Annotated in this window: 21 protein-coding genes and 1 tRNA gene; 3 read left to right on the forward strand and 19 right to left on the reverse strand. The window is 72.1% G+C overall.

What is annotated here, in order from left to right; all coding sequences use genetic code 11:
• Nucleotides 1–9 precede the first annotated feature (9 nt).
• From OG247_RS36515 to OG247_RS36565, 11 genes are all read right to left on the reverse strand, one after another.
• Complete coding sequence (locus OG247_RS36515) at nucleotides 10–1,230, reverse strand: beta-ketoacyl-[acyl-carrier-protein] synthase family protein (RefSeq protein ID WP_327256248.1); 1,221 nt, start codon at nucleotides 1,228–1,230, stop codon at nucleotides 10–12.
• Nucleotides 1,230–1,469 (reverse strand): acyl carrier protein, encoded by a 240-nt coding sequence (locus tag OG247_RS36520; RefSeq protein WP_327256249.1) that lies wholly within the window; start codon nucleotides 1,467–1,469, stop codon nucleotides 1,230–1,232. Before OG247_RS36520 ends, OG247_RS36515 begins: the two co-directional genes overlap by 1 nt.
• A gap of 60 nt (nucleotides 1,470–1,529) precedes the next feature.
• The gene (locus OG247_RS36525; protein ID WP_327256250.1) at nucleotides 1,530–2,540 is read right to left on the reverse strand and encodes a beta-ketoacyl-ACP synthase III; all 1,011 of its coding nucleotides are present in this window, start codon (nucleotides 2,538–2,540) and stop codon (nucleotides 1,530–1,532) included.
• Nucleotides 2,537–3,556: a VlmB-like protein gene (locus OG247_RS36530; RefSeq protein WP_327256251.1), complete on the reverse strand. Its 1,020-nt coding sequence runs from the start codon at nucleotides 3,554–3,556 to the stop codon at nucleotides 2,537–2,539. The genes OG247_RS36525 and OG247_RS36530 overlap by 4 nt, the downstream gene beginning before the upstream one ends.
• The gene (locus tag OG247_RS36535) at nucleotides 3,553–4,101 is read right to left on the reverse strand and encodes a flavin reductase family protein (RefSeq protein WP_327256252.1); all 549 of its coding nucleotides are present in this window, start codon (nucleotides 4,099–4,101) and stop codon (nucleotides 3,553–3,555) included. Before OG247_RS36535 ends, OG247_RS36530 begins: the two co-directional genes overlap by 4 nt.
• A complete protein-coding gene (locus OG247_RS36540; RefSeq protein WP_327256253.1) occupies nucleotides 4,098–4,619 on the reverse strand; it encodes a hypothetical protein in 522 nt (173 codons plus the stop codon). The genes OG247_RS36535 and OG247_RS36540 overlap by 4 nt, the downstream gene beginning before the upstream one ends.
• 53 nt (nucleotides 4,620–4,672) lie before the next feature.
• Entirely contained in the window at nucleotides 4,673–5,164 is a 492-nt protein-coding gene (locus tag OG247_RS36545; RefSeq protein WP_327256254.1) for a type II toxin-antitoxin system RatA family toxin, read from the reverse strand.
• Between the two features lie 6 nt (nucleotides 5,165–5,170).
• Nucleotides 5,171–6,454 (reverse strand): aspartate aminotransferase family protein, encoded by a 1,284-nt coding sequence (locus OG247_RS36550; RefSeq protein WP_327256255.1) that lies wholly within the window; start codon nucleotides 6,452–6,454, stop codon nucleotides 5,171–5,173.
• The gene (locus tag OG247_RS36555; RefSeq protein ID WP_327256256.1) at nucleotides 6,451–7,590 is read right to left on the reverse strand and encodes an acyl-CoA dehydrogenase family protein; all 1,140 of its coding nucleotides are present in this window, start codon (nucleotides 7,588–7,590) and stop codon (nucleotides 6,451–6,453) included. The genes OG247_RS36550 and OG247_RS36555 overlap by 4 nt, the downstream gene beginning before the upstream one ends.
• A gap of 32 nt (nucleotides 7,591–7,622) precedes the next feature.
• Complete coding sequence (locus OG247_RS36560) at nucleotides 7,623–9,221, reverse strand: aldehyde dehydrogenase family protein (protein ID WP_327256257.1); 1,599 nt, start codon at nucleotides 9,219–9,221, stop codon at nucleotides 7,623–7,625.
• A gap of 163 nt (nucleotides 9,222–9,384) precedes the next feature.
• Nucleotides 9,385–9,471: transfer RNA gene (locus OG247_RS36565), tRNA-OTHER, on the reverse strand.
• 185 nt (nucleotides 9,472–9,656) lie between these two features.
• On the opposite strand from OG247_RS36565, the gene OG247_RS36570 reads away from it, so the two are divergent.
• Both OG247_RS36570 and OG247_RS36575 read left to right on the forward strand, forming a co-directional pair.
• A complete protein-coding gene (locus tag OG247_RS36570) occupies nucleotides 9,657–10,655 on the forward strand; it encodes a bifunctional lysylphosphatidylglycerol flippase/synthetase MprF (protein ID WP_442813504.1) in 999 nt (332 codons plus the stop codon).
• A gap of 40 nt (nucleotides 10,656–10,695) precedes the next feature.
• Complete coding sequence (locus tag OG247_RS36575; protein ID WP_327256258.1) at nucleotides 10,696–10,866, forward strand: hypothetical protein; 171 nt, start codon at nucleotides 10,696–10,698, stop codon at nucleotides 10,864–10,866.
• A gap of 94 nt (nucleotides 10,867–10,960) precedes the next feature.
• On the opposite strand, the gene OG247_RS36580 is transcribed toward OG247_RS36575, so the two are convergent.
• Complete coding sequence (locus OG247_RS36580) at nucleotides 10,961–12,478, reverse strand: MmgE/PrpD family protein (protein ID WP_327256259.1); 1,518 nt, start codon at nucleotides 12,476–12,478, stop codon at nucleotides 10,961–10,963.
• The gene (locus OG247_RS36585) at nucleotides 12,475–13,449 is read right to left on the reverse strand and encodes a diacylglycerol/lipid kinase family protein (protein ID WP_327256260.1); all 975 of its coding nucleotides are present in this window, start codon (nucleotides 13,447–13,449) and stop codon (nucleotides 12,475–12,477) included. Before OG247_RS36585 ends, OG247_RS36580 begins: the two co-directional genes overlap by 4 nt.
• 261 nt (nucleotides 13,450–13,710) lie before the next feature.
• On the opposite strand from OG247_RS36585, the gene OG247_RS36590 reads away from it, so the two are divergent.
• Entirely contained in the window at nucleotides 13,711–14,073 is a 363-nt protein-coding gene (locus OG247_RS36590) for a nuclear transport factor 2 family protein (protein WP_327256261.1), read from the forward strand.
• Nucleotides 14,074–14,173: 100 nt separating this feature from the next.
• Here OG247_RS36590 and OG247_RS36595 read toward each other — a convergent pair whose 3' ends face one another.
• The 6 genes from OG247_RS36595 to OG247_RS36620 form a co-directional block, all read right to left on the reverse strand.
• Nucleotides 14,174–15,382 carry a cytochrome P450 gene (locus OG247_RS36595; RefSeq protein ID WP_327256262.1) on the reverse strand — a complete coding sequence of 403 codons (1,209 nt, stop codon included), beginning with the start codon at nucleotides 15,380–15,382 and terminating at the stop codon, nucleotides 14,174–14,176.
• Between the two features lie 84 nt (nucleotides 15,383–15,466).
• The gene (locus OG247_RS36600) at nucleotides 15,467–16,189 is read right to left on the reverse strand and encodes a TetR-like C-terminal domain-containing protein (protein ID WP_327256263.1); all 723 of its coding nucleotides are present in this window, start codon (nucleotides 16,187–16,189) and stop codon (nucleotides 15,467–15,469) included.
• A 71-nt stretch (nucleotides 16,190–16,260) separates the two neighbouring features.
• On the reverse strand, nucleotides 16,261–17,049 hold the full coding sequence (locus tag OG247_RS36605; protein ID WP_327256264.1) for a thioesterase II family protein: 789 nt from the start codon (nucleotides 17,047–17,049) through the stop codon (nucleotides 16,261–16,263).
• Between the two features lie 58 nt (nucleotides 17,050–17,107).
• Nucleotides 17,108–18,145: an LLM class flavin-dependent oxidoreductase gene (locus OG247_RS36610; RefSeq protein ID WP_327256265.1), complete on the reverse strand. Its 1,038-nt coding sequence runs from the start codon at nucleotides 18,143–18,145 to the stop codon at nucleotides 17,108–17,110.
• Nucleotides 18,138–19,769 carry a long-chain-fatty-acid--CoA ligase gene (locus OG247_RS36615; RefSeq protein WP_327256266.1) on the reverse strand — a complete coding sequence of 544 codons (1,632 nt, stop codon included), beginning with the start codon at nucleotides 19,767–19,769 and terminating at the stop codon, nucleotides 18,138–18,140. Before OG247_RS36615 ends, OG247_RS36610 begins: the two co-directional genes overlap by 8 nt.
• A complete protein-coding gene (locus OG247_RS36620) occupies nucleotides 19,766–25,939 on the reverse strand; it encodes an SDR family NAD(P)-dependent oxidoreductase (RefSeq protein WP_327256267.1) in 6,174 nt (2,057 codons plus the stop codon). The genes OG247_RS36615 and OG247_RS36620 overlap by 4 nt, the downstream gene beginning before the upstream one ends.
• Nucleotide 25,940: the final 1 nt, after the last annotated feature.

Genomic DNA, 25,940 nt, shown 5'->3' on the forward strand with positions numbered 1-25,940 from the left:
TCCGTCGGGTCAGGCGGCGGCGATGGCCAGGACCGCGTTCTGACCACCGAATCCGAAGGAATTGCTCAGGGCCAGGTCGATGCGCGCGCCGGTGGCGGAGGTGGCCACCTCGAGGTCGAGCCGCGGATCGAGCTCTTGGAGCGAGGCCGTGGGCGGAATCACCGACCGCTCCACGGTGAGCACACCCAGCGCCGCCTCGACCGCTCCGGCGGCCCCCAGCAGATGGCCCGTCACCCCCTTCGTCGAGGTGACGAGCGGGTGACCTCCGAACACCCGGGCGAGCATCTGGCCCTCCATCAGGTCGTTCAACGGCGTCGACGTACCGTGCGCGTTGACGTGCGCGATGTCACCGGGCGAGGCACCCGCGTCGGCGAGCGCGGCCCGTACGGCGGCCTCGACGGCGCGGCCCCGCGGATCCGGGCTGGTCATGTGGTGGGCGTCCGCGCTGGCTCCATAGCCCGCGATGCGCGCCCGGATCCGGGCGCCGCGGGCACGGGCGTCGGCGACCCGCTCGAGGACCAGCACCCCCGCTCCCTCACCGGCGACGAAGCCGTCGCGCCCGGCGTCGAAGGGGCGCGACGCGGTCGCCGGGTCGTCTTCGCGCCGTGACAAGGCCCCCATGCTCGCGAAGCCGGCCATGACCAAGGGCGTGATCATGGCTTCGCTGCCGCCCGCCAGCACGATGTCGCACCGGTCCATGGCCAGCAGATCACGGGCCGTGCCGATCGCGGTGGCACCCGAGGCGCAGGCGGTGGCCACCACCAGGTTGGGGCCGCGGGCGCCGAACTCGATGGCGGCCTGCCCCGCCAGCATGTTCGGCAGCTGCATGGGCAGCAGCAGCGGGGACACCCGCCGCGGGCCCTCCTTCAGCAGCGTCCGGTGCTGCGTCTCGACGGTGCCCGGCCCGCCGTCCGCGCAGCCGAGGACGACGCCGACCCGGGCGCCGTCCCAGGTCGCCGGGTCCAGTCCGGCGTCGGCAACCGCCTCCTTGGCGGCCACCAGCGCGAACTGGACGAACCGGTCGAGGCGCAGCGCCCGCCGGCCACCGAGCAGTGCGTCCGGATCGAATCCGGGGACCCGGCACGAGAGCCGGACCGGGTGGCCGTCGAGCACGGGGTCGAGCGCCGCGGTGGCCCGCCCCGCAAGGACGGCCTCCCAGGTCGGCTCCGTACCGACGCCGCCGGGCGTGACCAGACCCAGGCCGGTGACCGCGGTGTCGGTGGCGGGCATCAGACCGTCGACATCCGCTGCTCCACGAGCAGCGCCATGTCGCCGATGGTGTCCAGGTCCAGCAGCTCGTCGTCGCTGACCTTCACGCCGAGCTCCTTCTCCAGCAGCAGCGAGAGTTCGACCACTGCCAGCGAGTCCAGCTCGACCTCCTCCCGGGTGGCTTCGGGCGTCACCTGCCCGGCATCCACCTTCAACTTGCTGACCAGGATTTCCTTGAGGGTCTCGAACGTGTTCGGCATTGCGGTCTCCTTGAGTCATCGATGGGCGCGTACGCGAGAAGGGCGGTGAGGCGGTGTCGGTCAGGCGGCCTTGACGTTCGGCCAGACCAGGGCGGCGGCGCCCCAGGCGAGACCTCCGCCGAAGGCGGTCATGAGGAGCCGGTGCCCTCCTACGAGGGAGCCGTCGGCCGCGGACTGGGCCAGCAGCAGGGGGATCGAGGCGGCACCGGTGTTGCCGACCCGCTCGATGTTGGACAGGGAGCGCTCCGCCGGCACACCGAGCTCCTCGGCCACCGCCGTGAGGATGCGGCCGTTGGCCTGGTGGGCGGCGAACCGGTCGACGTCGCCGATCTCCCAGCCCGCCGTCTCCAGGGCCGTGCGCGAGGCGGCGCTCATCCGCTCCACGGCGTGCCGGTACGTCTCGCGCCCCCGCATCCGGAAGTACTCCTCGCCCGGAGCGGGCGGGCGGCCGGAGGACCGCTGGCGTGAGCCGCCCGCCGGGACCTCGATCAGGTCGCTCAGCCGGCCGTCGCTGCCCAGGACCAGCGGCCCGACGGCCCCCGGTTCGGTAGCGTCACCGGAGCGCAGGACCACGGCTCCCGCGCCGTCGGCGAAGATGACCGCGGTCCCCCGGTCGGCCGGGTCGACGATGGTGGTGAAGGCGTCGGCGCCGATCAGTAGGACCCTGCGCACGGTCCCCGACACGATCAGCCCGGAGGCCGTGGCGAGGCCGTACAGGAATCCCGAGCACACGGCGGCGACGTCGAACGCGGCTGCGCCGTCGAGTCCCAGCCTGGCGGCCACTTCGGGTGCGGTGGCCGGGCAGGGCCGGTCCGGTGTGGTGGTGGCGAGCACCACCGCGTCCGGGGGCTCGCCACCCGCCGAGGCCAGGGCCAGCCCACCCGCCTCGACCGCGAGGTCGGAGGTGGCGGTGCCGGGCGAGATCACGTGCCGGGACGCGATGCCCGTCCGGCTGCGGATCCACTTGTCGGTGGTGTCCAGACGGCTCGTCAGGTCCTGGTTGGTGACCACGCCGGGCGGTACGTACCCGCCGATGCCGCAGATCACCGCTGCCGGTGCGCCCGCTGTCATGCCGGCCGCCCCGGACCGCCGGTCAGTACGTCGACGGGCAGTTCCATGTAGGCCATGCGCGCCTCGGCCATCTCGTCGGTCCAGCGCTCCGCCATGGCGTAGCGCTGCTCGGCGGTGGTGTCGAGCATCCGTACGCCGGGCCAGATCTCGTAGTCCCCGATGAGGTCGGCGTGTTCCTTCATGCCTTCCTGGAACAGTTCCTCGCGGTGGATGACGAACTCGCGGTCGGGGATCTCGTCCCACAGCCTGACGCCCCGCCCGATGACGTCCAGCACCCGCGGCCGCTCCTCGGGGTGTTCCCGCAACCGGTCGCGCAGGATGGTGCTGGCGACGGTCAGATGGCGGATCTCGTCGATGGCCGTCCCCCGGGAGATCTCCCCGGTCGCGGGCGACAGGGGGGTCCACTTGCGTTCGCTGAGTTCGGCCGCGGGGGCCAGGACCCCTTCGATGACGATGGCGAACACCGCGACACCGCCGAGGAAGTCCCCCTCGTCCCGGATGACTTCGAGCGTGAAGTCCTCGACCGGCCGCAGTACCCTGCGCCGGTAGTCGGCCGCCATCTCGTCGATGTCCCGCAGCAGGGTCGCGGCCGGCCTGCCGAGCTCCACCAGGTGGTTGCGGAACACCCGGGAGTGCCGGGCCTCGTCGATCATCTGGGTGGCGTAGAACTCCATCTCGGGGATGCCGGGCGCGAGGGCCACGTAGTGCCCGAGCAGCCGGGTGGCGATCTCCTCGGCGACGCTGCGGAAGCCGAACTCCAGGGTCAGCGCCTCGTTCAGCGGACCCGGCCGGGTCAGCAGCTCCGGCACCCCGGCGTCCTCGTGGTGTCCGGTCACCCCCCGGTCGCGCAGCGTGCCCTGGGCGACCGAGGTGATCCAGTACGCCAGGTCGCAGTCCTCGGGCCCGAGCGTGAGCTTCATGGCGCCGTCGAGCAGGCCCGGCGCGGTGTCCCAGTCGGCCTCGGGGGCCGTGACCCGGTTCGCGCCGGCCGTCCGGTCGCGCGTGGTGTCGGTCATCCGGCTTCCTCCTCGATGTGGGGTTGGGGTATGCCGCCCGGGCCGGTCTGCGGGTGCAGCGCGCCGGCGACGAGTCCGCCCCCGTAGCTCAGCAGCGGGTCGCCGGCGCCGCTGTCCACCCGGACGACCTGCCCGAGCAGCACCTCGTGGTCGCCGACGACGTAACTCGCCGAGAGCCGGCAGGCGTAGTGCGCGAGCGCACCGTCGAGCAGGGGCGCCGCGGTGTACGGATCGGGGTGCCAGTCGACGGCGGCGAACTGCTCGACGCCGTCCGGGCGGGCGCTGGAAGCGAACCAGCGGGCGATGGAACTCTGGGACGCACCCAGTACGTTGACGGCGAACCGCCCTTCGGCGGAGGCCAGCCGGGACAGCACCGAACCGGCCCGCAGCGCCGTACCGACGAGCAGCGGGCGGTGCGAGACCCGGGTCAGAGTGCTGACCGTGGTGCCGTGCGTACGCCCCTGGTGCCGCACGGTGAGCACCGCCACCGGTGCGGCCAACTGGTCGATCAGCAGCCGGGCCGGTGCCTTCGCCGAGGACCTCATCGGGCCGCTCCGGCCGACTGCGGGGCCACGTGGCCGACGGGGGTGGGCTCGGTGGCGTGCCCGACGGGCTTGGGGTGGGCGAGTCCGAGATCGTCCAGCAGTCGCAGGTAGCCCGTCTGCCGGACCGGTTCGAAGGGCAGCGCGAACGACTTCATGAAGTTGCCGAACAGTCCCCGGTCGCCGAAGAGATGGAACGGCAGCACGAGCAGGGCCCACTCGGGCTTCACCAGCCAGCACCACAGCGCGGCGACCGCGCCCTGGGTGATCATGCTGTGCATCACGTTGTAGAGCACGTAGTACGTCTTGGCGATGGGCCGGCCGCCGCTGCGCCGGAACGCGATGGCGCCGGGCAGGTAGCCGATCAGGTCGATGTAGAGGAACAGCGCGATGGCCGGCAGCCACCGGATCTCGCCGAAGTGAGCGATGATCAGCCCGGTCGACACGGCCAGCCCGACCAGATACTCGGCGCGGTGGAGGCTGAAGGTCCTGGGCGTTTCGAAGGGGTTGGCCTGGTCCATGAGTCGTCTCCTGCGGATCCTGCTGAGGGCCCCGCCGGGGTGGCGGGCGGGAATCAGACGGTGGCCGGGAGGCCGGGGGCGGAGTCGTCGAGACCGGTGTCGCCGACCAGGTCGGTCCGGGGGAACAGCCCGGTGACGGCCCAGGCGACCGTCTCTCTGATCACGCGCTCCGCGATGGGGTCGAGGATTCCTTCGAGGCTGGGGATGCCGAAGTCGAAGTCGGCCGAGAAGCGGACCGCGACGTCGTCACCCCGCTGCTCCAGGCGCCACGTGCCGGAGAAGGCGTCGAAGTCCCCTTCCGTCTGCTCGAAGTGGATCTCCAGCCGGTCGGGGAGGAACCGGTCCCGTTCGGTCCAGCGCAGCAGCCCACTGCGGAAGTGGAGTTCCCAGCTGGAGCCGGCCTCCGGATCGGGGTGGGTCGCGTGGACCGTGGTCGACTGCACGTGCGGTGCGAGCTCGGGATAGCGCTCCCAGCGCAGTACGTTGTCGTAGACGTGCCGGGCCTTTTCGGAGCGCACACAGGCCTCCAGTTCGACGTGCCGCACGATCTCTTACCGCCTTCCGGGCAGGGTGGCCGACCCGCTGATCAGGGCGCGGGTGGCTTTGTCGAAGGAGTCGAGGAGCACGTCGGCTTCCTGGTCGGTGAGGGTCGCGGGAGGCGTGAACCGCACCACCGAACTGCCGTTCATCGAGTGGTTCGCCACCACTCCGTGGTTGAACAGTTCGATGAGCAGCTCGCCCGCCAGGCCCGCCTCGGTCAGCTCGACACCGATGAGCAGCCCCTGACCGCGTACGTCGACGAGCAGGTCGGGAATGTTGCGGCGGGCGATCTCGGCGATGCGCGGCAGCAGTACCGCCCCGAGGTCGCCGGCGCGGGAGACCAGCCGGCCGTCCCGCATGGCCTGGATCGAGCCCTGGACGGCGGCCATCAGCAGCGGCTGTCCGGAGAACGTGGCGGTGTGGACGTAGGGGTCTTTGTCGAAGGGCCGGAACGCCTCCCGGGTCGCGACGGCGGCCGAGACCGGGACCACTCCGCCGCCGAGCGCCTTGCCCGCCAGCAGGACGTCGGGGACGACGCCCTCGATGTCGGCGCCCCACCATTCGCCGAGGCGGCCGAAGCCGGACTGCACCTCGTCGAGGATGAGGAATCCGTCGTACTCGCGCACGAGTTCCTCGACCCGCTTGAGGTATCCCTTGGGCGGGATGATCACGCCGCCCTCGCCCTGGACGGGCTCCAGGATCACGCACACCTCGCCGGGGTGTGCGGCGAGCTCCGCCTCCAGGGCGTCGGCGTCCCCGTACGGGATGTGCCGGACGTCGGGAAGGAGCGGGCGGAAGGGCCGCTGGTAGACCTCCTTCGCCGTGGCCGAGAGGGCCCCGAGGGTCTTGCCGTGGTAGCCGCCGTTCATCGAGACGGTGCGCTTGCGGCCGTTGGCCCGCGCCAGCTTGAGTCCCGTCTCCACGGCCTCGGCGCCCGACAGGGCGAAGTGCACCCTGTCCAGGCCCGGAGGCATCACCGAGACGAGGGCCTCGGCGGCCAGCGCGACGGTCGGCTCCAGCAGGATGCGGGTGGCGACGGGGTGCGTGCGCAGCTGCCGTTCGACCGCCTCCATGACGACGGGGTGCCGGGCTCCCATGATGAAGACCCCGTACCCGCCCGCGTTCAGGAAGCGCGCCCCGTCGCTGGTGGTGATCCACGCTCCCTCCGACGCCATCTCCATGTGAGTGCCGAAGAGCTCTGCGAGGGTGGCCCGGCCCTTGCTCAGATGGGCCCGGTACAGGTCGAGTATCTGCTGTTCGGTATGGGTCCCGGGGACCTGGTGGGTGGTGGTCATGACAGCTCCAGGGGGTTGCCCGCGAACCAGGCCACCAGGGGTTCGGCGGCCGCGCCGCGGCCGGGCGGATGGAAGGCGAGCGCGCGCACGGCGGTGGCCAGCCGGGCGTGGTCGCCGGAGCGGATGAAGTCGAGGCCTCCGAGCAGCTCCACGGCCTGGTCCACCGCCTGGGCGAGGAGGTCCTGCACGGTGTACCGGGCCACCAGCACCTGGGCGACGGCCTCTTCACCGCCGAGCCCGGCGAGGACCGCCCGCGCGGCGCCCTCCAGCAGGGCGAAGGCCGAGTCGATCCGGATGACGAGGGCGGCACGTTCCCCGGCGGTACCCCGCTCCCGGACCAGCACCTGCTCGGCCAGCGTGCTCGCCGCGCCGACGTAGGCGGCCGAGATCAGCAGCTCGAACCAGACGAAGGCGACCGTCTGCAGGTCGTCGAGCCGGCCGGGGTCCTCGGCGGTGGTCCGGACGACCAGTTCCTCGGGGACGAAGACGTCGGTCAGACGGACCTCGTCGCTCTCGGCGGCGGCGAGGACGTCGTTGCCCCAGAACGGGTGCACGGACAGCCCCCGCGTGGGCAGGTTCACCATGGCCAGGGCCAGTTCGGGGGCGCCGTCGGGACCGGGCACCGCGATGCTGGCGGTGAGCAGGTCCATGGAACGGGACAGGCTGCACGGCTTCTTCGTGCCGTTGAGCAGGTAGCCGCCCTCGGTGGGGGTCGCAGCCACCGCCGGAACGAGGATGTTCTGCTGGGTACGTCCCTCCGCCCAGCCGGACGCCATCAGCCGGCGCCCCGGCGCGATGCCGGAGAGCGTCTCCAGCTGGGCGGGGGTGAGCCTGCCGGGATCGGCGGCGAGGGCGTACAGCGTCGCGGCGGTGAAGTGGTGCATGGCCGCCACGGCGGCGGTGGAGGGCGAGAGCGAGCCGAGGGCGCGCTGGACCCGGATGGCGTCGAGCGCGTCCGCGCCGTGGCCTCCGTACTCCCGCGGGATCAGCAGTCCGGCCCCGTCGTGGTTGCGGAACAGGTCGATGACCGGGCTGCCGGGGGCCTCGCGCCGCTCGTACGGGATGTCTCCCAGGGCCTTGAGCAGGCCGGGGTGGTGGTGGTCGCAGAGATCTCGTGCGGTGGAGAGGGAACGCATGGCGGTCCTTGTGGGTGTGGGTACGGGGACGGTCATGAGCCGAAGACCGCTTCGTGCGGACTGATGCCGCGGGCGATGCTGACGCCCTGGAGGTGCGAGGTCTTGAGCATCGGGTAGTTCGCCTCGCCGAAGGCTCCGCCGGTGAGGCCGGTGCCACCGTGGCTCGGCAGATAGGGCAGGAACCCGATGTGCGAGTCGTTGACCTTCAGCAGTCCGCCGTTGGAGATCCGGCCGACGAAGGTGTCGATCACCCTCTCCGACCCGGCCCACAGCGAGTTGCGCAGGCCGTACCGGTTGCTGTTGACGAAGTCGATGAAGCGGTCGAGCAGTTCGCCGTCGCCGGCGGGTTCGGCGACCACGATCGGCAGCAGCGGGAAGAACGTCTCCTGGTCCACCACGTCGTACGCGCGCGCCCCGGCCAGCCCGTTCACCCGCACCACGGTCGGCTGGAGGAAGACGCCGGTCTGCGACGGCGTGCCGTCCAGCTCCGTGCGCAGGCCTCCGATCACCAGCTCGGCACCCAGGTCCGTGGCCTGCTTGAGCAGCCCGAAGAACCGCTCGCTGCGGCGTACGGGGGACAGCAGGACCTCGGGGTCCTGCGGGTACCCGGGGCGGATCGCGGCGACCTGGGCCCGGACCTCCTTGAACAGCCGTTCCGCGACCGCGGGGTGGACGACGACGCAATTCGGCACCATGCAGATCTGACCGGAGCCGTAGAACGCCTCGGCGATGGCCTCCGCCGCCTTCTCCACGTCGGCGTCGCGCCACACCACGATGGTGTCGTTGCCCGCCAGCTCCAGAATGGGCTTCTTGCCGGCCGCGACGCAGTCCCGTTCGAAGAGCAGGCCCTCCTTGCTGCCGCCGATGTAGAAGATGTCGTCGATCAGCGGATCGGCGAGCCAGCGGTCCAGGGTCTGCTTGGGATTGCCGCAGATGGCGTTGAGTACGCCGGGAGGCGCACCGAGTTCGTCGAGCAGCGGCCCCACCACGTCGCGCAACAGCCACATCGTGCTGAGCGCGATCGAGCGCGGCGCCCTGACCACGACGGCGTTGCCCGCCATCAGGGCCAGTACGGCCAGTGCGGCGCTCGGAGCCGGGGCGTTCTGAGGCGGATGGAAACCGACGACTCCGTCCGGGCGGCGGCGCACGATCAGCCGGCGGCCGCCGTGGCTGAACTCGGTGTGCATCTGTTCGCGGTACCAGCCCAGGCTCTCCTCGCTGTACACCTGGAAGAGGCAGCTGAGCTCCCACCGCGCAAGTTTGACGGGGTGCCCCTCGGCCACCAGCATGTCGACGAACTCGTCCTGGCGGGCCAGCAGTTCCTCACGGAAGCGGGTGCCGAGCCGCATCCGCCGCTCCAGCGGCACGGCGGCCCAGCCGGGTGCCGCGGCGGCCGCGGCCTCGGTCGCCAGGTCGATGGCGTCTGAAGAGGCGATGGCGCAGCGGCCGATGACGTAGGGGTGCTGCGCGGCCTCGGACGTCGGGTCGCGCTCCAGGTCCCGCTTCAGACCGACACTGGTGAACACGTCCTCGAGCAGGGACCGGGAGCTGACCGTGTACACCCAGCCGTCGCCCTCCACGTCCTTCCCGGCGATGTAGAGCTTGTAGCTGAGCAGTGGCTTGTCGCGCATCCTCACGCCTCCCCGAATTCACGCTCCGCACGGAACGGTTCGATGCTTACAGCCACACCTGACCGACCGCTGATGAGCGACTGACTCTCACCTTTCCCGCAACGAAAGAACGGCCGGCCGCCCTCCCGGGGCAACCGGCCGTACTCAATGCGTTCACCATGGGCGGAGAGGGCAGGATTCGAACCTGCGGAGGCCTGAGCCAGACCGGCGCGAGCGCCGGACCCCGATAAACCACTCCGGGCACCTCTCCTCGTTCCCGGCCCGGTTTCCCGCGCCGTTCACAACAACTACATTGCCAGGCCCACCTGATATCTCGCTTATGCGGCGCTGATACGGATCTGACGGCGCAACGGCCGCTGTCCCCTTGCCCTTTCGCCGGGCCATTGCAGCTGATGTACTTTCGGCAAGTTGCTTCGTACTGACAGGGAGCAGACCGTGACCATTTCCCCCGCTCTTGAAAATCCGGTGCTGAGTGCCGTCCAGCGGCACACCCGGTCCGAAAATCCCAGTTCCTTTCTGGCCCTCAACCAGGGCAACGAGGTGTTCACCGCGCCCGGTCTGGACGGCCTCGTCGTCTACCGGCGGACCGGGCGCCATCTGGTGCAGTTCGGCGGCCCGTTCGCCGCCCCGGAGGCGTACGACGCCCTGCTCGAACGCTTCACCGCCTTCGCCCGTGAGCAGGATCTGGGCCTGGTGGGAGTGCAGTTGCAGCGGCAGGATGCCGTGGCGTACCGGCGACAGGGCTTCACGGTCAACCAGATCGGCGCCTCGTGGGCCGTTCACCTGCCCGACTTCACCTTGCGCGGCACCCGCTTCATGCAGCTGCGCAACAAGATCTCCAGGGCCTTCCGCAACGGCCTGGAGGTGGAGGAGGTGGACTCCGGCCGGTGGGAGGAGGCACTGCACGACATCGACCGGGCGTGGCTGGGTTCCAAGGGAGAACACGCCCGTCCGCTGGAGTTCCTCGTCGGGGAGCTGGGCGGTCCGGCACAGGAGCACCGCCGCCTCTTCCTCGGCACGATCGACGGCGCTGCCGTGGGATACATCTCCTACTCGCCGGTCTACGGCAGCCGGTCCGGCTGGATGCACGACCTGAGCCGGCGCATCCCCGGCGGTTCGCCCGGACTGATGGAAGCGATCAACTCCCGGGCGATCGACACCTTCCGGGCGGAGGGGGTGGAGTGGCTGCACTTCGGCTTCACCCCGTTCACCGGACTGGACCCGTCGCACGAGGTGCCGGGGTACAGCCCGGCGTTCCAGTGGCTGATGCACTTCCTGTGGGACCACGGAGAGGCCTTGTACCCGGCCAGGACCCAGCTGTCCTACAAGGAGAAATGGGCTCCGGAGGAGCTGATCCCCGAGTACGTGGCCTTCGACGGGCCGGCCTCACCAGCCGGTTTCGCCCATGTCTTCCGCGCCTGCAAGGCGTTCTGAGCGCACGCCCGCCCATCTTCACGCCGTAGAGGAGTCGGTCATGTCCCAGCAGATACAGAAGTCGCAGACCCAGGCCCTGCAGGAGTCGCTCGTCGCGTTCCTGATGGAGGTCATCGGTGCCCCGGACGACGAGGAGATCGCCAGGAACGCCGCCCAAGTGGTGCGCGAGCTGGACGTCCGGATGGCCGCGGAGCAGTCCCGGGGCGTCTGAGGAAGCCCGAAGACACGTACGCGACGGGGGGCGGCCCGGGCTTCGGCGACATGGTCGGTCGAAGCCCGGGCCGCCCCCCGTGGCGTACGCCGGGTCAGCCGCCGAGTGCCGTCGCGGTCAGCTTGGCGAGCTCCGCGGGGGACAGTTCCTCCAGATGGGCGCACAGGTCGGCGGCCTCGTCCGGGCCTCCGGCCCTGCGGAACTTCTCCCGGACCAGCCCCCAGTGCCGTGCCCGGGTCTCCTCTCCCGCCGCGCCGATCGGGATGTCTCGCCGTGCGGTGGCCGTACGGCCGTCCGCCCAGCGCACGGTGAGCCGGGAGCCCGTGTGCTTGGTCGACTGCTCGAAGGTCTCCTCGGGGGCACCCAGTACGGCCCGCTCGGCGGCGTCCCGCCCCGCGAACGCGGCCAGCCAGTCGACGGCGGGCGCCCCCGCCTGCCGCACCGCCGCTCCGAACGGCGCGGCACTCGCCAGCAAGTCGTCCGTCATCCCGGGATCCTCCACCAGCCGTACCCGGGACGACAGTTCCCAGCGGCGTGCCTCGTGCGTGGCGGGCGCCGTGAAGTCGGCCACGGACAGATCGCCGGTGAGCAGCGCCACGGCGACGGCGTACGGCACCGAGAGCGGCAGGATGCTCGGCGGGGTGTCCGGCCCGTTGCCGTGCCGGTCGGTCAGGTGCGCGACGTACGTCGTGTAGCGCGACGTCTCCACGACGATCTCCTCGATCCCCTCGGCGAAGTCGGCCCCCGGTGACCGGCGGCGCAGTTCCAGGGCGCAGTCCACGGCGGTGTCGACACCCGGCCCGCCGGGACGGACCTTGAAGGAGAGGGTGTCGGTGTGCCAGCGCCGGCCGAGCCCCTCGTTCACGGCCTGGGGGAGCGGCACCACCGCGAACCTGGCCAGAAAGCCGTCGGGGTGTTCCACCACGTCCGGGGCCGCGGTCAGTCCGGCCTCGGCCGCGTCGCAGGCGTCCATCGCCGCGCGTACCGGTGTCAGGGCGGTGAGGACCCGGGCGTCGCCGCTGAGGAAACCGTGCAGCAAGGTCCACGGCGGCATGGTCATGGCCAGCCCGATCGCGTGGGTCCAGGTGTCGGCGCCGGCTCCGGTGCAGTGCAGCCTGCCGGTGACACCGCCGATCAGGCTGGTGTGCGCGGCGGTCTGGCCGCGAAAGGGGCCGAGCGTCGCCGCCGCGGTGACCCGGGCGGCGCACTCGTTGGCCGCCACGACGGCGGTCAGACAGGCGGCGCCGTCGAGCCCCTCGGAGCGGGCGTAGGCGAGTGGCGTCGCGACCGTCGAGTTCGACAAGTGCCCGGCGTACGCGGTGTCGTCCAGGTTGAGCCAGGACCCGAGGCCCGCCAAGACGGCGGCGGACCGGGCCGGCTCGGATTGCAGCGGCTCTCCGAAGGCGGACACCAGTCTGCGCCCGAGCGGGTGGGCGAGGCCGGTGCGTATGGCGGCGAGCTGCGACAGGACCTGGCTGCGCGCGAGCCCGACGACCCGGGAGGGGAGCTCCTCCAGGCGCAGTCCGGCGGCCCAGCCCGCCAGCTCGGCGGTTCGGGACGGCGGGGGTGCGGACTGCTGCGTCGGCCCCGGCCGGGGGCTGCGCCCGGTCACCGGGTCCGCTCCGGCCGGGCGGGCGCGGGTTCGCACAGCACGGGCAGCGCCCCGGGCAGGATGTCGATGGTCAGCCGCGAGCCCTCGTACGGCACCAGTTCGCCGTCGTGCTCGAAGCACAGCGGCAGGCCGTCCGTGCGCTCCACGACGATGCTGCGGCCGGTGCGGTAGACCACACCGGTCCGGTCGACGTGCTCCCCGGTCAGCAGCAGCGGGGGCACGTCGACGGGGTCGGTGCCGGCGCCCACCACACAGACGTCGAGGAGCCCGTCGTCCAGCACCGAATGCGGCAGCACCAGGTACTGCCAGGCACGGTGCCGCCCGCCGCCTATGTTGACCAGCACCGTTTCGCCCTTGTGTACGACGGCCCCGTCGATGGTCACCCGTCCGGGGTACGGGGTGAACACCGACGCCGCGCGTTCCAGTCCCGCCTGGAGCCGGGCCCGGCCCCGCAGCGGCACTTCCCGGGCGCTGCGCAGCACTTCGGCGGTGAGTCCGGCGCCGGCGCCGAGCACCACCAGCGCGTCGAGCTCCCGGACCCGCGCGAGGTCGAGCCGGCGCAGCGCCGCCGGAAGGGCGCCGAGCCCGGTGTCGACGGCTTCCTGCCAGGGGCGCGTGCCCCAGTGGGAGCGGTAACCGGAGTTGCCGGTGCCGCCCGGCACCACGAGCAACGCGGTGCGCTCGCCGGGCCCGGCGCCGGCCATCAGGCCGTTCACCACTTCGAGCACCGTCCCGTCGCCGCCGACGGCGACGACCACCCGGGTGCCGTCGCCGGTCCGGGTGCGGACGGCTTCCCGGGCCGCCCGCTCGGCGTCGCCGGGGCCGTCCGTGAGGGAGACGGTGACGCGGGTGTGGCGTGCGCACCGGTCGGCCACTTCCCGCACCAGTTCCCCGGTGACGGTGACGGTGCCGGCTGCCGGATTCGCGATGACCAGACAGTCCTCGGGATATGCCCCGGCGGTGTCCGCCATGGCTCCACTCCAATCGGTCGGATGACGAGGGGGTACGGCTCTGCGTCGGGATTCGCACGCGCGGGCCAGCATCTCCGGAGTGCCTGACCCGGGCCTGATGCGCGGCTGACACCGCCGTTCCCGGTATTCCGTACACCCGTGCATTACCCGGGAGGTAATCGACACACCACCCCGGCCGGTGAAACGCTCGACCCGTCGGGCATTGAGTACCGGGCACCGGGCACCCGTGACCGGCATCCCCTTTTCTCAGGAGGAATGACCATGAGCTTGACCGAAGGCCTTGTGGAGCGTTACCTCGCCGTCTGGAACGAATCCGATGCCGAGAGCCGCCGGAAAGCGGTGGCGGAGATCTGGTCCGAGGACGGCCTGTACGCCAATACCGGACAGGAATTCCGCGGCCACGAGGGGATCGAGGCGGCGGTGACCGAGGCGTACGTCGACTTCGTCGCCAATGGATTCACCTTCCGGCTGCACGCCCATTCCGTGAATCACGATGCCGCGCGCATCACTTGGGACATGGTGCCGAAGGACGGCGGGGACATCGCGGCCCGTGGTACCCAGTACCTGACCTTCGCGAAGGACGGACGGATCCGTACCGACCACCAGTTCCCCGAGGAGATCTGAGGCTGACGGCGGCACGGCCGGACAAAGGGGAAGGGCGCCCCGGCAGGCGCCCTTCCCCTTCGTGCTGCCCTGTCCCTTCGTGCTGCCCCGTCGTGGACGTCTACCAGGTGACGGGCAGGTGCCGGACGCCGTGGAACACGGTCCCGGTGCGGAAGACGCTGTCCGGGTCGTCGGCATCGAGCCGCAGGCCGGGGAAGCGCCGGAACAGCGTGCGCAGGGCGAGTTCCATCTCCAGCCGGGCCAGCGGGGCGCCCTGGCAGTAGTGCGGGCCGATGCCCCATTGCATGTGCTTGCCGGCGTCGCGCCGCAGGTCGATGCGGAGCGGATCCGGGAAGGCCGACGGATCGTGGTTTCCCGCCGGGATGGAGATGACCACCGCGTCACCCTTCTTCATGGACACCCCGCCCAGTTCGAAGTCCTCGACGGCGAGCCGCACGATGGCGTCCTGGGAGATCGACCAGTACCGCATGGCCTCCTCGACGTACTGCGGGATGAGCGCGCCGTCGTCGGCCAGCACCTCCGCCTTGAGCTTCTCGTCGAGGAGCAGGCTCAGTATGTTCAGGGCGATCTGATTGGTGGTCGTCTCGTGGCCGGCCACCAGCACCAGCCGGGCGATGCCGATGAGTTCGTCGAGGGTGATGTGCCCGGGGCCGAGGTGGTCGACGGCCAGCCTGCTCATCAAGTCGTCCCGCGGATCGTCGAGCTTGCGGGTGGCGAGGACGCCCAGGTACTGCGACATCTCGGTGTACGCGGCGTACGAGCGCGCCGGATCGCCCTGCCCGATGGTGAGCCGGGTCTTCTCCACGAAGTAGGGGGAGTCCTCGTCGGGCACCCCGAGCAGTCGCGCGATGACCAGCGTCGGCAGCTTCCTGGAGAAGATGTCCTGGAGGTCGGCCGGCTGTGGGTGGGCCTCCAGTTCGTCCAGCAGGTCGTCGATCAGCTGCTGGATCGCCGGGCGCAGCGCGCGGACCCGGCGGGCGGTGAACTCGGTGGCGATCAGCCCCCGCAGCCGGGCGTGCTCCGGGTCGTCCATGCGCAGGAAGGACCCGGGCTTCTGGGCCGGGTCCACCTGGATGCGTACCGGTGCGCCGGGCAGGGTCTCGTCCGCGCTCAGCCGGGGGTCCATCAGGGCCTGGCGGACATCAGGGTACTTGGTGATCAGCCAGGCGCGCCGGGACTCCGACGCCCCTGCCGGGATGCGGACGACGCTCGGCGGCTCCTCGCGCAGTTCCGCGAGGACGGCCGCCGGGCAACCGGACTTGGTACGCGGGAACGGCCAGTCCAGAACCGTCTCTGCTGATTCGAGCATCACTCGTCTCCTTCGGCGGAAGGCTCTTCTTCCGCCGACTATCCCCGTACGCCCTGACGGGTGACTGACGGAGACCTGACGTCGTCAGCGGGGCAGTCCGGCGAACTCTCCCATCGCCGCGGAGGCGTGGTCGAAGAAGGCCGCGGGGTCGGCCGCGACGCCGGCGATGTGGCCGTTGACCTCGAAGCCGACCATGCCGTGCAGCTGCGTCCACACGACGAGCATGCGGGCGACGACGGACAGCGGGAGCCCTTCCAGGAGACCGCCCGCGAGCGCTTCCGCGTTGCGTGACATGCCCTCGGACAGGGGCGGTTCGCCGGGGCGGTCACCGGTGAGCACGCCGTCCTTCTGCGCCTCGCGCAGCAGCCCGACGAGCGCCACCACGGTACGCGCGCCGGCGGCCATGGTCTCCGGGGGCGCGCTGTAGCCGGGCACCGGCCGGCCCCAGATCAGGACGTACTCCTCGGGGCTGGCCAGGGCCCAGCTCCGGACGCCCTGCCAGATCGCGGTCCAGCGGCCCAGCAGGCCGGCGCCGGCGGCCCCGGCCGCCGCCGCGGCGTTCTCCGCGCTCTCTCCCATGCCGTGGTAGGCGTCCAGGATCAGTGCGGTCAGGAGTGCCTCCTCATCCGGGAAGAGCCGCTGCGCCGCCGCCGGCTCGAGGCCGGCGGCACGGGCCACCGCCTGGGTGTCCAGATCGACGAACCGGCGGTCCGCCAGCCGGCGGACCGCCTCCGTCTTCATCCGTCGGACGGACGCCTCGCGGTCTTCGTTCTGGGTGTCGGACTGGTCATCGGGAACGAATGTCATGATCCCGACCTTCTCAGACCGTGCCCCGTCCGTCGATTACGTCCCAGGTAAGGACGGACCTGCCGGATGGGTCATCCGGCCTTCTCGGCAAGGCGGTTGAGGTGGCGGGAATAGTCGGACGTCACGGCCAGGGCGTGCTTGTCGATGAAGAAGTGCCCGCCCGAGTACTCGCTGTGCCCCAGGTACCGCGGGGCGCGCGGCACCCACGAGGAGAAGGCGTCGTCCTCCTCCATCAGCGGGTCCGACTTCCCTCCGTACGAGACGAGCGGGCACGGTACGAGGGCTCCCTCGTCGACGCGCTGGGCCGCCACCGACAGGTCGGCCCGCAGTGCGGGGATGACCATCTGCAGCATCTCCGGGTTGTCGTAGATCTCCGCGGGGAAGGAGCCCAGCTTCTTGATCCAGCCGACCAGTTCCTCCTGAGGCATGCCGATGTGCTCCTTCGTGGGATTGAAGAAGCCTTCGGGGGCCCAGCCGGACATGCCGATCAGGACCGGGCCGCGCACCCCGTCCCGTTCCATCCGTACGGAGAGGTGGTAGGCCAGCTGGGCTCCGAGGCAGTGGCCGAAGAAGCCGAACGGGCGGTCGTCGCACTCGGCGAGCACGGCCTCGTACAGCCCGTCGAGAAGCGGCTCCCAGGCCGTGTACGCGGTCTCCTCGCGGCGCTCCTGACGGCCGGGCAGGGTCACCGCCTGGGCGGCGATGTCGGGCGGCAGCAGATCCGCCCAGTCCCGGTAGATGATCGCCCCGCTGCCTGCGTGAGGAAACAGGAAGAGCCTGATCCGGGCCTCGGGCGACGTCTCGGCGGGGTGGAACCACTGGCCCGGTGCGGACACTTTGCTGACGATGGAATTGTTCACCGTTTTCCCCTCTGGGTAAGGCGTGGCGACGCACCGGGCAGACGGCCCGGGGCGGGATTCACTGGACTTCGGAGGCGGTCCTGGAGGTGGCGGGCGCCGCCTCCAGGAGGGCGCGCAGCGCGGGCAGCACCGTCGCGGCGATCTCCTCGAGGCGGGGCTGCGGGTCGAACGAGCCGATCCGGAGCACCAGGTGGCGGGCGCCGGCCCGGACGTAGCCGGCCAGCCAGGTGGCGCACTCCTCGGCGCTGCCCCAGCCGTAGGCCTGGAGCGGCGCCATCTGCTCCAGGGAGCGGCCGTAGTAGTGCCGGAGGTAGTGGTCCAGCTCCCGGCGGGCGCTCTCCCGGTCGGGATCGACCGTGAGGGTGGCGTACAGGGCCGGCGTCACCGCGCCGGCGGGCCGGCCGGCCTCCTCCAGCTCCGCACCGAGCTGCTGCCAGCCCTTCGCGTACTGCTCGGCGGAGGGTACGAAGGGCAGCCAGCCGTCGTAGTGGCGGGCCACCCGGCGCAGCACCTTCGGGGTGTCCCCGCCGGCCAGCCACAGCGGCGGGCCGCCCTGCCGGTGCGGGGGCGGCAGCCGGTGCAGCCCCCGCACCTGCCAGTACCGGCCCTCGAAGTCCTCGGGGGCGCCGTCGCGGGTGCTGTTCCAGGCGCGGCGCCACAGCGCGGCCGTCTCGTCGAGGCGCCCGGCCCGAGTGCTGAAGTCGGCGCCGACCGCGCCGAACTCCTCCTCCGTCTCGGGTACCGGAAAGCCTCCGCCCAGCCCCAGGATCAGCCGGGAGGCTCCTACGTGGTCGAGGCTCGCGACCATATGCGCGCCGATCAGCGGGTGGCGCAGGGCGGCCGTGAGGGCGGCCGTGCCCAGGGTGATCCGGCTGGTGACCGCACCGGCCGCGGCCAGGATGATCAGGGGGTCCAGACGGGGGCGGGCGGTGAGGGAGTCACCCGCCCACAGGGAGTCGAAGCCGAGCTCCTCCGCCCGGCGGGCGAAGTCCAGCAGGGGGGCGGCCGCGAAACCGCCGGTGATCGCCTGTTCCCTGGTGGGCAGGAGGATGCCGATGCTCAGGGCGGCCCGCGGGCCGGCGCTCAGGTCAGTCATGTCGGATGTCCGTCACTGGTCGGGCGGCGGCGGGCGCGGCCTGCGCGCCGCCGCCGAGGCGTTCGCGCACGGCCCGGCGCAGCACCTTGCCGGCCGGGTTGCGCTCGAGAGTGTCGGAGAAGTGGAACGCCGTGGGGATCTTGTAGTCGGCGAGCCGGTCCCGCAGGAACAGCAGCAGTTCCCGGGGGGTGGGGCGGGTGGCGCCGGCCCGGGGCACCACGCAGGCGTGCACCGCTTCGCCCCAGTCCGGATGGGGCAGGCCGACGACGGCCGCGTCGGCCACCGCCGGGTGTTCGCCGAGCGCCGTCTCCACCTCGGCCGGGTAGATGTTCTGCCCGGCCACGATGATGGTGTCGTTGATCCGGTCGCACAGGAAGAGGTAGCCCCGCTCGTCGACGTAGCCGGCGTCGCCCATCAGCAGCCAGCCGTCCACGAGCGTCTCGCGGGTCGCGTCGGGCAGGTTCCAGTAACCGAGCATGTTCGACGGGGCCTTGACGCAGACCTGGCCGATCTCGCCGGGCCCCAGGCTCCGCCCCTCGGTGTCGATGATCTTCAGTTCGTTTCCCGGGCAGACCCGGCCGGCGGAGCGCAGCAGCGCACTGCCCGGCCGGTGGTCCTCGGGCGGCAGGCACACCGCCACGCTGACCGTCTCCGTGCTGGCGTAGATCTGGGCGAACTCACAGCCGAAGACGTCGATGCAGCGCGACAGCAGGCTCTCCGTGATGGGCGCGCCGCCGTACGCGATCTTGCGGAACGACGCGAAGGCGGCCCGGTCGGCGCCGCGTTCGTCCAGCATCATCCCCAGCATCGCGGGCGCCGCGAAGGTGGTGGTCACGCGGTGCTCGCGGATCAGCCGGACCGCCTCCTGCGCCACGAACAGGCGCATCACCACATTCGTCAGCCCGGCGTTGAAGCCGTGCATGAACCAGCCGATGCCGGCGGTGCCCAGGCCCGGCAGCGAGATGAGGCTGACGTCCTCGGGGTGCCAGTCGATCCAGTCGACGCCGGCGGCGCGCTGGGCGGCCGGCAGGGTGAAGAAGCCCCTGTGCGGGACGACCGCGCCCTTGGGACGGCCGGTGGTGCCGCTGGTGTAGATCTGCACCACCGCGTCATCCGGTCCCGTGCCCGGGTCGAGGCCGGTGTACGGCGCTCGCGACCACCAGGCGCGCAGTCCCGCGCCCGGGTCGTCGTCGCCGGGCAGGCCGGTCCGTACGACGGTCCGCAGCCCCGGAAGTTCGGGCCGCAGCCGGTCGACGACGGCACTGAACTCCTCGTCCACGAAGAGCACCGCGGCGTCGGAGTCGCGCAGGATGTGGTCGATCTCGCCGCCCGTGAGCCGCCAGTTCACCGGTACCAGGACCGCGCCGGCCTTGGCGCAGCCGATCACGGTCATGTAGTAGTACTCGGACTCGCGGCCCAGGTAGGCGACGCGGGTTCCGCCCGCCGCTCCGGCATCGAGCAGGCCCTGCGCGATGCGGTCGGAATCGCGGTGCAGCTGTGCGTAGGTGACGACGCGGTCCTCGCACAGGATCGCCGGGTGCCCGCCGCGGTCGCGGGCGTGCGCCGCGGACGTCGCCGTCAGCGTCCAGTCGGCTCGTCGGGCGTCCGTCTCGATCGCGGTCATCGGCCACTCTCCGGGGCGAGGAGGGAGGTGAGCTGGGCTTCGAGGAAGTCGGTGAGCTCACCGGGTGAGGGGTGATCGAAGGTGAGCGTGGCGGGCAGCGGGACCCGGAAGACCGACTCCAGGCCCGTCTTGAGCTGCAGGGCCATCAGGGAGTCGAGTCCCAGCGCGACGAACGGGGTGGCCGGCTCGATCTGGTCGGCGTCGTCGGCCTGGAGCACCGCCGCGACGCGCTCGCGCACCACCCGGTCGACGGCTTCCCTGCGCTCGGCCTCCGGCTTGGCGAACAGGGCCGCCAGGTCGAAGCCGGAGCCGCCGCCGCGGCCCTCCTCGTCCACCAGCCGGGCATAGAGGGCGTTGTCGACCATGCTGGGCGCCACATACGCGTTCCAGTCGAACTCGCCGGCCACGTACGGTCCTTCGGGGTGAGCCAACATCCGCTCGAACAACCGCAGAGCACGTGCCGGGGAGAAGAACCGCACTCCGCTGCGCTCCAGTTCGCGCCCGAGGCTCTCGTCCAGCCGGGCGGACATGCCGACCCGGCTCCACGCCCCCCAGTTGACCGACAGCGCGGGGAGCCCCAGCGCGCGGCGCCAGGCGACCAGACCGTCGAGGAAGGCGAAGGACGCCGCGTAGTGCGCCTGCGTCGAGCCGCCCAGTACCGAGGCGATCGAGGAGTGGACGAAGAAGAACTCGAGTTCCGGGAACCCCCCGGACAGCTCGTGCAGCAGCCAGCCGCCGTACGCCTGAGCCTGGAGCTGCGCGTCGATCGCCTCCCAGGTCAGGTTGCCGATCAGCGACTTCCCGGCGGCGCCCGCCGCGTGGACGATCCCGCCCAGTGGCATCGGGCCGCTCCGCAGCAGCTGCCGGAGCCGGTCCATGTCGGCGGGTGCGGACACGTCGGCCCGCTCCACCCTGATCGCGGCCCGTCCGGAGAGCTCGGCGAGCACCTCGGCGGCCTCCGGGGTCGCGCTGCCACCGCGGCTGACCAGCAGCAGGTGCCGGGCTCCCAGGTCCACCAACTTGCGGGCGCTCTCCAGTCCGAGCCCGCCCAGGCCGCCCGTGACGAGGTAGGTGCGGTCACCCCGTACGCGCACGCCCCCGGCGGTGACCGTTTCCTCGGGCAGAGCCACGACCACCTGGCCGCGGACGCCCTCCTCGGCCGCCGCCACCGCCTCCGGCAATTCGTCGAGGCCGTACACCGTGACGGGCAGCCGCGGCAGTTCACCGCTCTCCAGCGCCCGCACGATCGCGGCCAGCTCCGTGTCGATCCGGCCGGGCCAGGCGGAGGCCGTCACCGTCCTGGCGCGGGCGGCGAGGCAGCCGCCGAGCGCCGCCGGTACCGGCTCGTCCGGGGCGCCGAGCCGGATGTCGATGCCGTGCCCCTCCGTGAGCAGCAGGATGTCGGCCTCGGGACCCGGATCGTGCACGTCGAGCACGTGGTGGGCGCCGAGCTCGCGCAGTTGCGCCTCCTCCCCGGGCTCGGAGGTGACGAAGACCTCGGCGCCGGCCCGGGCCGCCAGCGCCACTGCCGCACGCACCGTGGCCCGGTCCGCTCCGTGCACCAGGATCCGCTCACCGGCGGTCAGCGCGGCCCGGCCGTGCAGTGCGTGGTGGGCGGTGGCGTACGCGGTGCAGGACGCCACCGCCTCGGCCGGCCCGACACCCGCGGGGGCGGGGGTGGCCGAGGAGGACGGCACCGTCACGGTGCGGCCCAGGGTGCCGTGGTGTGCCACGACGACCTCGGTCCCGACCGGGACTCCGGCCAGCGGTCCGGCGGCGACGACGGTACCGACACAGCCGGAACCCAGCGCGGGCGAGGGCGCGCCGTCGGTGCGCCGCCCCAGGGCCGCGGCCCGCACCCGCACCTGGATGAGGTCTTCGGTGGGGGTGACGGCCTCGGCGGGCACGGGGCGCGGCTCGGCCGTGCTGCCGGGCTCGGCCGCGCGCACCTCGAAGTCGCCGTGCCAGGCGGGCGTCGCCCGGCCGGCGAGCAGCCGTCGCACGTGGCGCTCACCGCCACGGTGCGCGACCTGGTACTCACCGGCGTCCGGAGTCAGCAACTCGTCGATCAGCGGGGCGTGTCCGCTGTCCGCGGGCAGGTCGACGAGCGTGGCCCGGGAGCGCGGGTACTCGTTCAGCAGTACGTGCCCGAAACCCCACAGCGTGGCGGCCGCGGGCCGCACCCCGGCGCCCGGCAGGTCCCCGGGCAGCCACTGCGCACGGCTGGTGACCAGCCACAGGCGCACGGCCCGGGCCGGATCGCCACCGCTGACGGCGGCCACCACCTCCAGCAGCTCCCGGTAGTTGCGCTCGCACTCGGCGCGCAGCAGCGCGTGGCCGAACGGCGCACCGGGTTCGCCGACGGGCCGCCAGAACCAGCAGACGTCGGTCACCGAAGGATCCGCGAGCGCCGCGCCCAGCGCGGGGGCCCCGTCGAGCGCGGTGAGGCGCAGGCCCCGTTCATCGGCGTGCGCGGCGAGTGCCGCCAGGTGTTTGGTCTCCGGCCCGATCGCCAGCACGTGCCTGCCCGCCGGGTCCGTGGCCTTCGGGGCGGAGCGGCGGACCCAGACGAGGCGGTGGACGAGCGACGGCGTACGGCCGGGGTCCGGCAAGGGCCGGTACTCGACCCCGGTCAGTTCGGCGACCGGGGCGTGCTCGTCGTGCACCAGCAGATCGACCGTGCGGGCCCCGGTCCCCGTGCCCGTGACGCGGGCGAGGACCGTGAGCCGCTCGCCGCGCGGCTTCTTCAGCAGGCGCACGGATCCGAACCGTACGGGCGAGAAGAAGGGCCCCTCGTCGTCCAGGGCCACGGCGGCGTGCAGCGCGCACTCCAGCGCCTCGACGGGCAGGTGCTCGAGCGGGGTGGAGCGGCGCAGGGCCAAGGTGGCGCTGTACACGCCGTCCTCGTGCCGCCTGACCTCTGTGAGCAGCCGGAACGCCTCCCCGTAGGCCCGGCCGACGGACGCCAGGTCGGTGGTGACATCGGTTCCCGAGACCCGTTCGCGCACCGCGCCGGGCGGCGGGGCAAGGGCGATGACCTCCGGGTCGGCCGCGGGGTCCGTGTCCGGCGCCGGCTCGAACGCAGCGGTGGCGTGCAGGACCTCCTCGCCGGCGGGGCCGCTGACGACCTCCACGTCGGCGCCGCCGCCGGCCCGGGGCCGCATCCGGGTGCGGACCGTGCTCGGGGATTCCTCGGTCGGCCGCAGGGGTTCGTGCATCCGCAGGTCCCGGATGAGCGCACGGGTGTGTCCGTACGCGCTGTCCTGGAGGGCCAGCAGCAGTTCCACGTACGCGGCGGGGGGAACGACCGTCTCGCCGTCCGAGCCGGTGTGGTCGGCCAGCCAGGAGGGCGCGCCGGGGGCATAGCGGGCGGTGAACTCCAGGACGGACTCCTGGTGTCCGTCCCGGCTTCCCTCCTCCTGCCCGAGCAGCGGATGCGCGGTGGAGCCCCGCACGCTCTGTACGCGCCCGCCGGCGGGCAGCCAGTAGCGCTTGCGCTCGAACGCGTATCCGGGCAGCCCCACGAGGCCGGACCGGTCCTGTCCGGCGTGCACACCTGCCCAGTCGACCGGGGCGCCGGCGGTGTAGATCTCGGCGAGCGCCCGCAGGACGGCCAGCTCGCCGCTGCCGCGGCGGCGCTGGCTGGCGATCCAGTGGTGGCCGTCGCCGACCACGCACTGCCGGGCCAGGGCCGTCAGGGCGGCGGAGGGGCCGATCTCGACGAAGATGTGCCGGCCGCGCTTCTCGACGGCCTGGATGCCCTCCATGAACCGGACCGGTTCGCCGATGTGCCGCACCCAGTAGTCGGGGGTGGCGAGTTCGGCGAACTTGGCGACCCGGCCGGTGAGGTTGGAGATCAGCGGGATCGACGGCTCGTGGAACTCGATGTCCGCCATGGCCTCCCGGAAGCCGTCGAACATCTCGGCCATCAGCGGCGAGTGGAAGGCGTGCGAAACGGACAGCTGCTCGACCCGGGTCCCGGATGCCGTCAGTTCCTCGCTCAGGGCGCGCAGTTGCTCGACGTCCCCGGAGATCACGCACTGGCCCGGCGCGTTCACGGCCGCCACGGCCAGCCCGGGCCGCTCCGCGAGCAGGGGCTCGATCTCCCCGACGGGGCGGCTCACCGCGGCCATCCCGCCCCGGGCCCGGACGGACTGCATCAGGCGGGCGCGAGCGGCGACGAGCGCGACCGCTCCGGGCAGCGTGAACAGCCCGGCCACGGTCGCGGCGGTCACCTCGCCGATGCTGTGCCCGATGAGGACGTTCGGCTTCAGACCCCAGGACATCCACAGCCGGGCCAGCGCGTACTCCAGGGTGAAGAGTGCGGGCTGGGTGTACCGCGTACGGTGGATGAGGTCGCCGTCGGGCGCCTCGCCAGTCAGCAGGTCACGTACGGAGACGTCGATGTGCGCCGCGAACAGCGCGTCACAGGCGTCGACCCCGTCGCGGAAGACGGGGAAGCACCGGTACAGATCCGCGCCCATGCCCGCGTACTGCGCGCCCTGGCCGCTGAAGAGGAAGGCGGTCTTACGCGATTTCGCGCCGGTGGCGGCCTCGTCGCCCAGGCCCGACGCCAGCAGCTTCAGGAGCCCTTCGCGGTCCTGGACGACACCGGCGAGCCGGTGCCCGAAGTGCGCCCGGCCCGTGTTGGCCGTCCGGCACAGGCTCGCCACATCGTGGCTGCCGTCCCCGCCACCCGCCACGAACTCCTGGTACCGCTCGATCTGGCGGCGCAGCGACGCGGCGCTCTTGCCGGAGAGGGTGAACACGGAGGGCGCGGACGCGGTGCTCACGTCGTCGTCCGCGGCCGCCGCCGGATCGGGCCGGGGCTCGGGGCGGGGTTCGGGCGGCGCGACGGAAGGCGCCTGTTCGAGCACGGTGACGGCGATCGTCCCGGCGAAGCCGAAGCTGTTGACCACGGCCCGGCGGGTCTCGCCCGGCCACTCCCGGCACTCGGTGGGCACCGACACCGGATAGGTGTCCCAGGGGATGCGGGTGGAGGGCGTCCGCAGGTTCAGGTGGGGGTAGATCGTCCCGGCTCGCAGCTGGAGCACCGTCTTGATCACGCCGACCACACCGGACGCCGGTTCCATGTGCCCGAGGTTCGTCTTGGCGGAACCGACCAGGAGCGGCACCTGCTTGGAGTGCGAGTCGGAGAACACGTCGTTGATGGCGCCGAGTTCGATGGGGTCGCCGATCGGAGTGCCGGTGCCGTGCGCCTCCACGTATTGGATGTCGCGCGGCTCCAGCCGCGCCGCGGCCAGCGCGCGCCGGATGACCAGCTCCTGCGCGGGCCCGTTCGGAACGGTCAGCCCCGCGCTGTCGCCGTCCTGTCCGATGGCCGTGCCGCGCACCAGCGCGAGGATCCGGTCGCCGTCGCGCTGGGCGTCACCGAGCCGCTTGAGCACCAGTATTCCGCAGCCTTCGGCGCGGACGTACCCGTCGGCGTCCTCGTCGAAGGTCTTGCACTGCCCGTCCGGGGCCAGCATCTGACCGTGCGAGAACATGACCATGATGCGCGGATGGTGCAGCGCGTTCACGCCACCGGACAGGGCGATGTCGCACTCGCCGTTCCGCAGACCCTGGACCGCCATGTGCAGGGCGCTCAGCGAGGACGAACAGGCCGTGTCGACGCTGATGCTCGGACCGCGCCAGCCGAGGAAGTACGACAGCCTGCCGCTCAGCGGGAACATGGTGATGCCGGAGGCCAGATGGCCGTCCACCGCCTCGTAGGGGAGCGACTCGGTCTCCAGTGCGTAGTCGATCGAGCTGGCCCCTATGTAGACGCCGCCGTTGCCACGGCGAAGGGGCGTCGGATCGATGTTCGCGTGCTCCAGCGCGTGCCAGGCCGTCTCCAGCACCAGCCGCTGCTGCGGGTCGATGTACTGGGCTTCCTTGGGCGAGATGTTGAAGAACGGCGCGTCGAAGAGGTCGATGCGATCGAGGAAGCCGCCACCCTCGGTCTGGATCTTGCCCTTCTCGTCGGGCGTGGTGGGCTTGAACGCGGCGGCATCCCAGCGGTCCTCGGGGAGGGGCCGGATGCCGGACCTTCCGCCGCGCAGCAGGGCGTCGAAGTCGTCGGCTGACTCGCAGCCGCCGGGGAACCGCAGGCCGATACCGACGATGGCGATCGCCTCGGGGGCCTCGGAAGCCTGGGAATCACGTGACATC

This window comes from Streptomyces sp. NBC_01244 (assembly GCF_035987325.1).
Lineage (GTDB): Bacteria > Actinomycetota > Actinomycetes > Streptomycetales > Streptomycetaceae > Streptomyces.

What these genes read in the sequence shown, in the direction of transcription:
- OG247_RS36585 (WP_327256260.1), bottom strand. Translation starts at nt 13,449, where the DNA reads ATGGCGGACACCGCCGGGGCATATCCCGAGGACTGTCTGGTCATCGCG.
- OG247_RS36530 (WP_327256251.1), bottom strand. Translation starts at nt 3,556, where the DNA reads ATGACCGACACCACGCGCGACCGGACGGCCGGCGCGAACCGGGTCACG.
- OG247_RS36535 (WP_327256252.1), bottom strand. Translation starts at nt 4,101, where the DNA reads ATGAGGTCCTCGGCGAAGGCACCGGCCCGGCTGCTGATCGACCAGTTG.
- OG247_RS36610 (WP_327256265.1), bottom strand. Translation starts at nt 18,145, where the DNA reads ATGACTGACCTGAGCGCCGGCCCGCGGGCCGCCCTGAGCATCGGCATC.
- OG247_RS36615 (WP_327256266.1), bottom strand. Translation starts at nt 19,769, where the DNA reads ATGACCGCGATCGAGACGGACGCCCGACGAGCCGACTGGACGCTGACG.
- OG247_RS36620 (WP_327256267.1), bottom strand. Translation starts at nt 25,939, where the DNA reads ATGTCACGTGATTCCCAGGCTTCCGAGGCCCCCGAGGCGATCGCCATC.
- OG247_RS36555 (WP_327256256.1), bottom strand. Translation starts at nt 7,590, where the DNA reads ATGCGTTCCCTCTCCACCGCACGAGATCTCTGCGACCACCACCACCCC.
- OG247_RS36540 (WP_327256253.1), bottom strand. Translation starts at nt 4,619, where the DNA reads ATGGACCAGGCCAACCCCTTCGAAACGCCCAGGACCTTCAGCCTCCAC.
- OG247_RS36575 (WP_327256258.1), top strand. Translation starts at nt 10,696, where the DNA reads ATGTCCCAGCAGATACAGAAGTCGCAGACCCAGGCCCTGCAGGAGTCG.
- OG247_RS36515 (WP_327256248.1), bottom strand. Translation starts at nt 1,230, where the DNA reads ATGCCCGCCACCGACACCGCGGTCACCGGCCTGGGTCTGGTCACGCCC.
- OG247_RS36550 (WP_327256255.1), bottom strand. Translation starts at nt 6,454, where the DNA reads ATGACCACCACCCACCAGGTCCCCGGGACCCATACCGAACAGCAGATA.
- OG247_RS36525 (WP_327256250.1), bottom strand. Translation starts at nt 2,540, where the DNA reads ATGACAGCGGGCGCACCGGCAGCGGTGATCTGCGGCATCGGCGGGTAC.
- OG247_RS36520 (WP_327256249.1), bottom strand. Translation starts at nt 1,469, where the DNA reads ATGCCGAACACGTTCGAGACCCTCAAGGAAATCCTGGTCAGCAAGTTG.
- OG247_RS36590 (WP_327256261.1), top strand. Translation starts at nt 13,711, where the DNA reads ATGAGCTTGACCGAAGGCCTTGTGGAGCGTTACCTCGCCGTCTGGAAC.
- OG247_RS36595 (WP_327256262.1), bottom strand. Translation starts at nt 15,382, where the DNA reads ATGCTCGAATCAGCAGAGACGGTTCTGGACTGGCCGTTCCCGCGTACC.
- OG247_RS36600 (WP_327256263.1), bottom strand. Translation starts at nt 16,189, where the DNA reads ATGACATTCGTTCCCGATGACCAGTCCGACACCCAGAACGAAGACCGC.
- OG247_RS36560 (WP_327256257.1), bottom strand. Translation starts at nt 9,221, where the DNA reads ATGCGCGACAAGCCACTGCTCAGCTACAAGCTCTACATCGCCGGGAAG.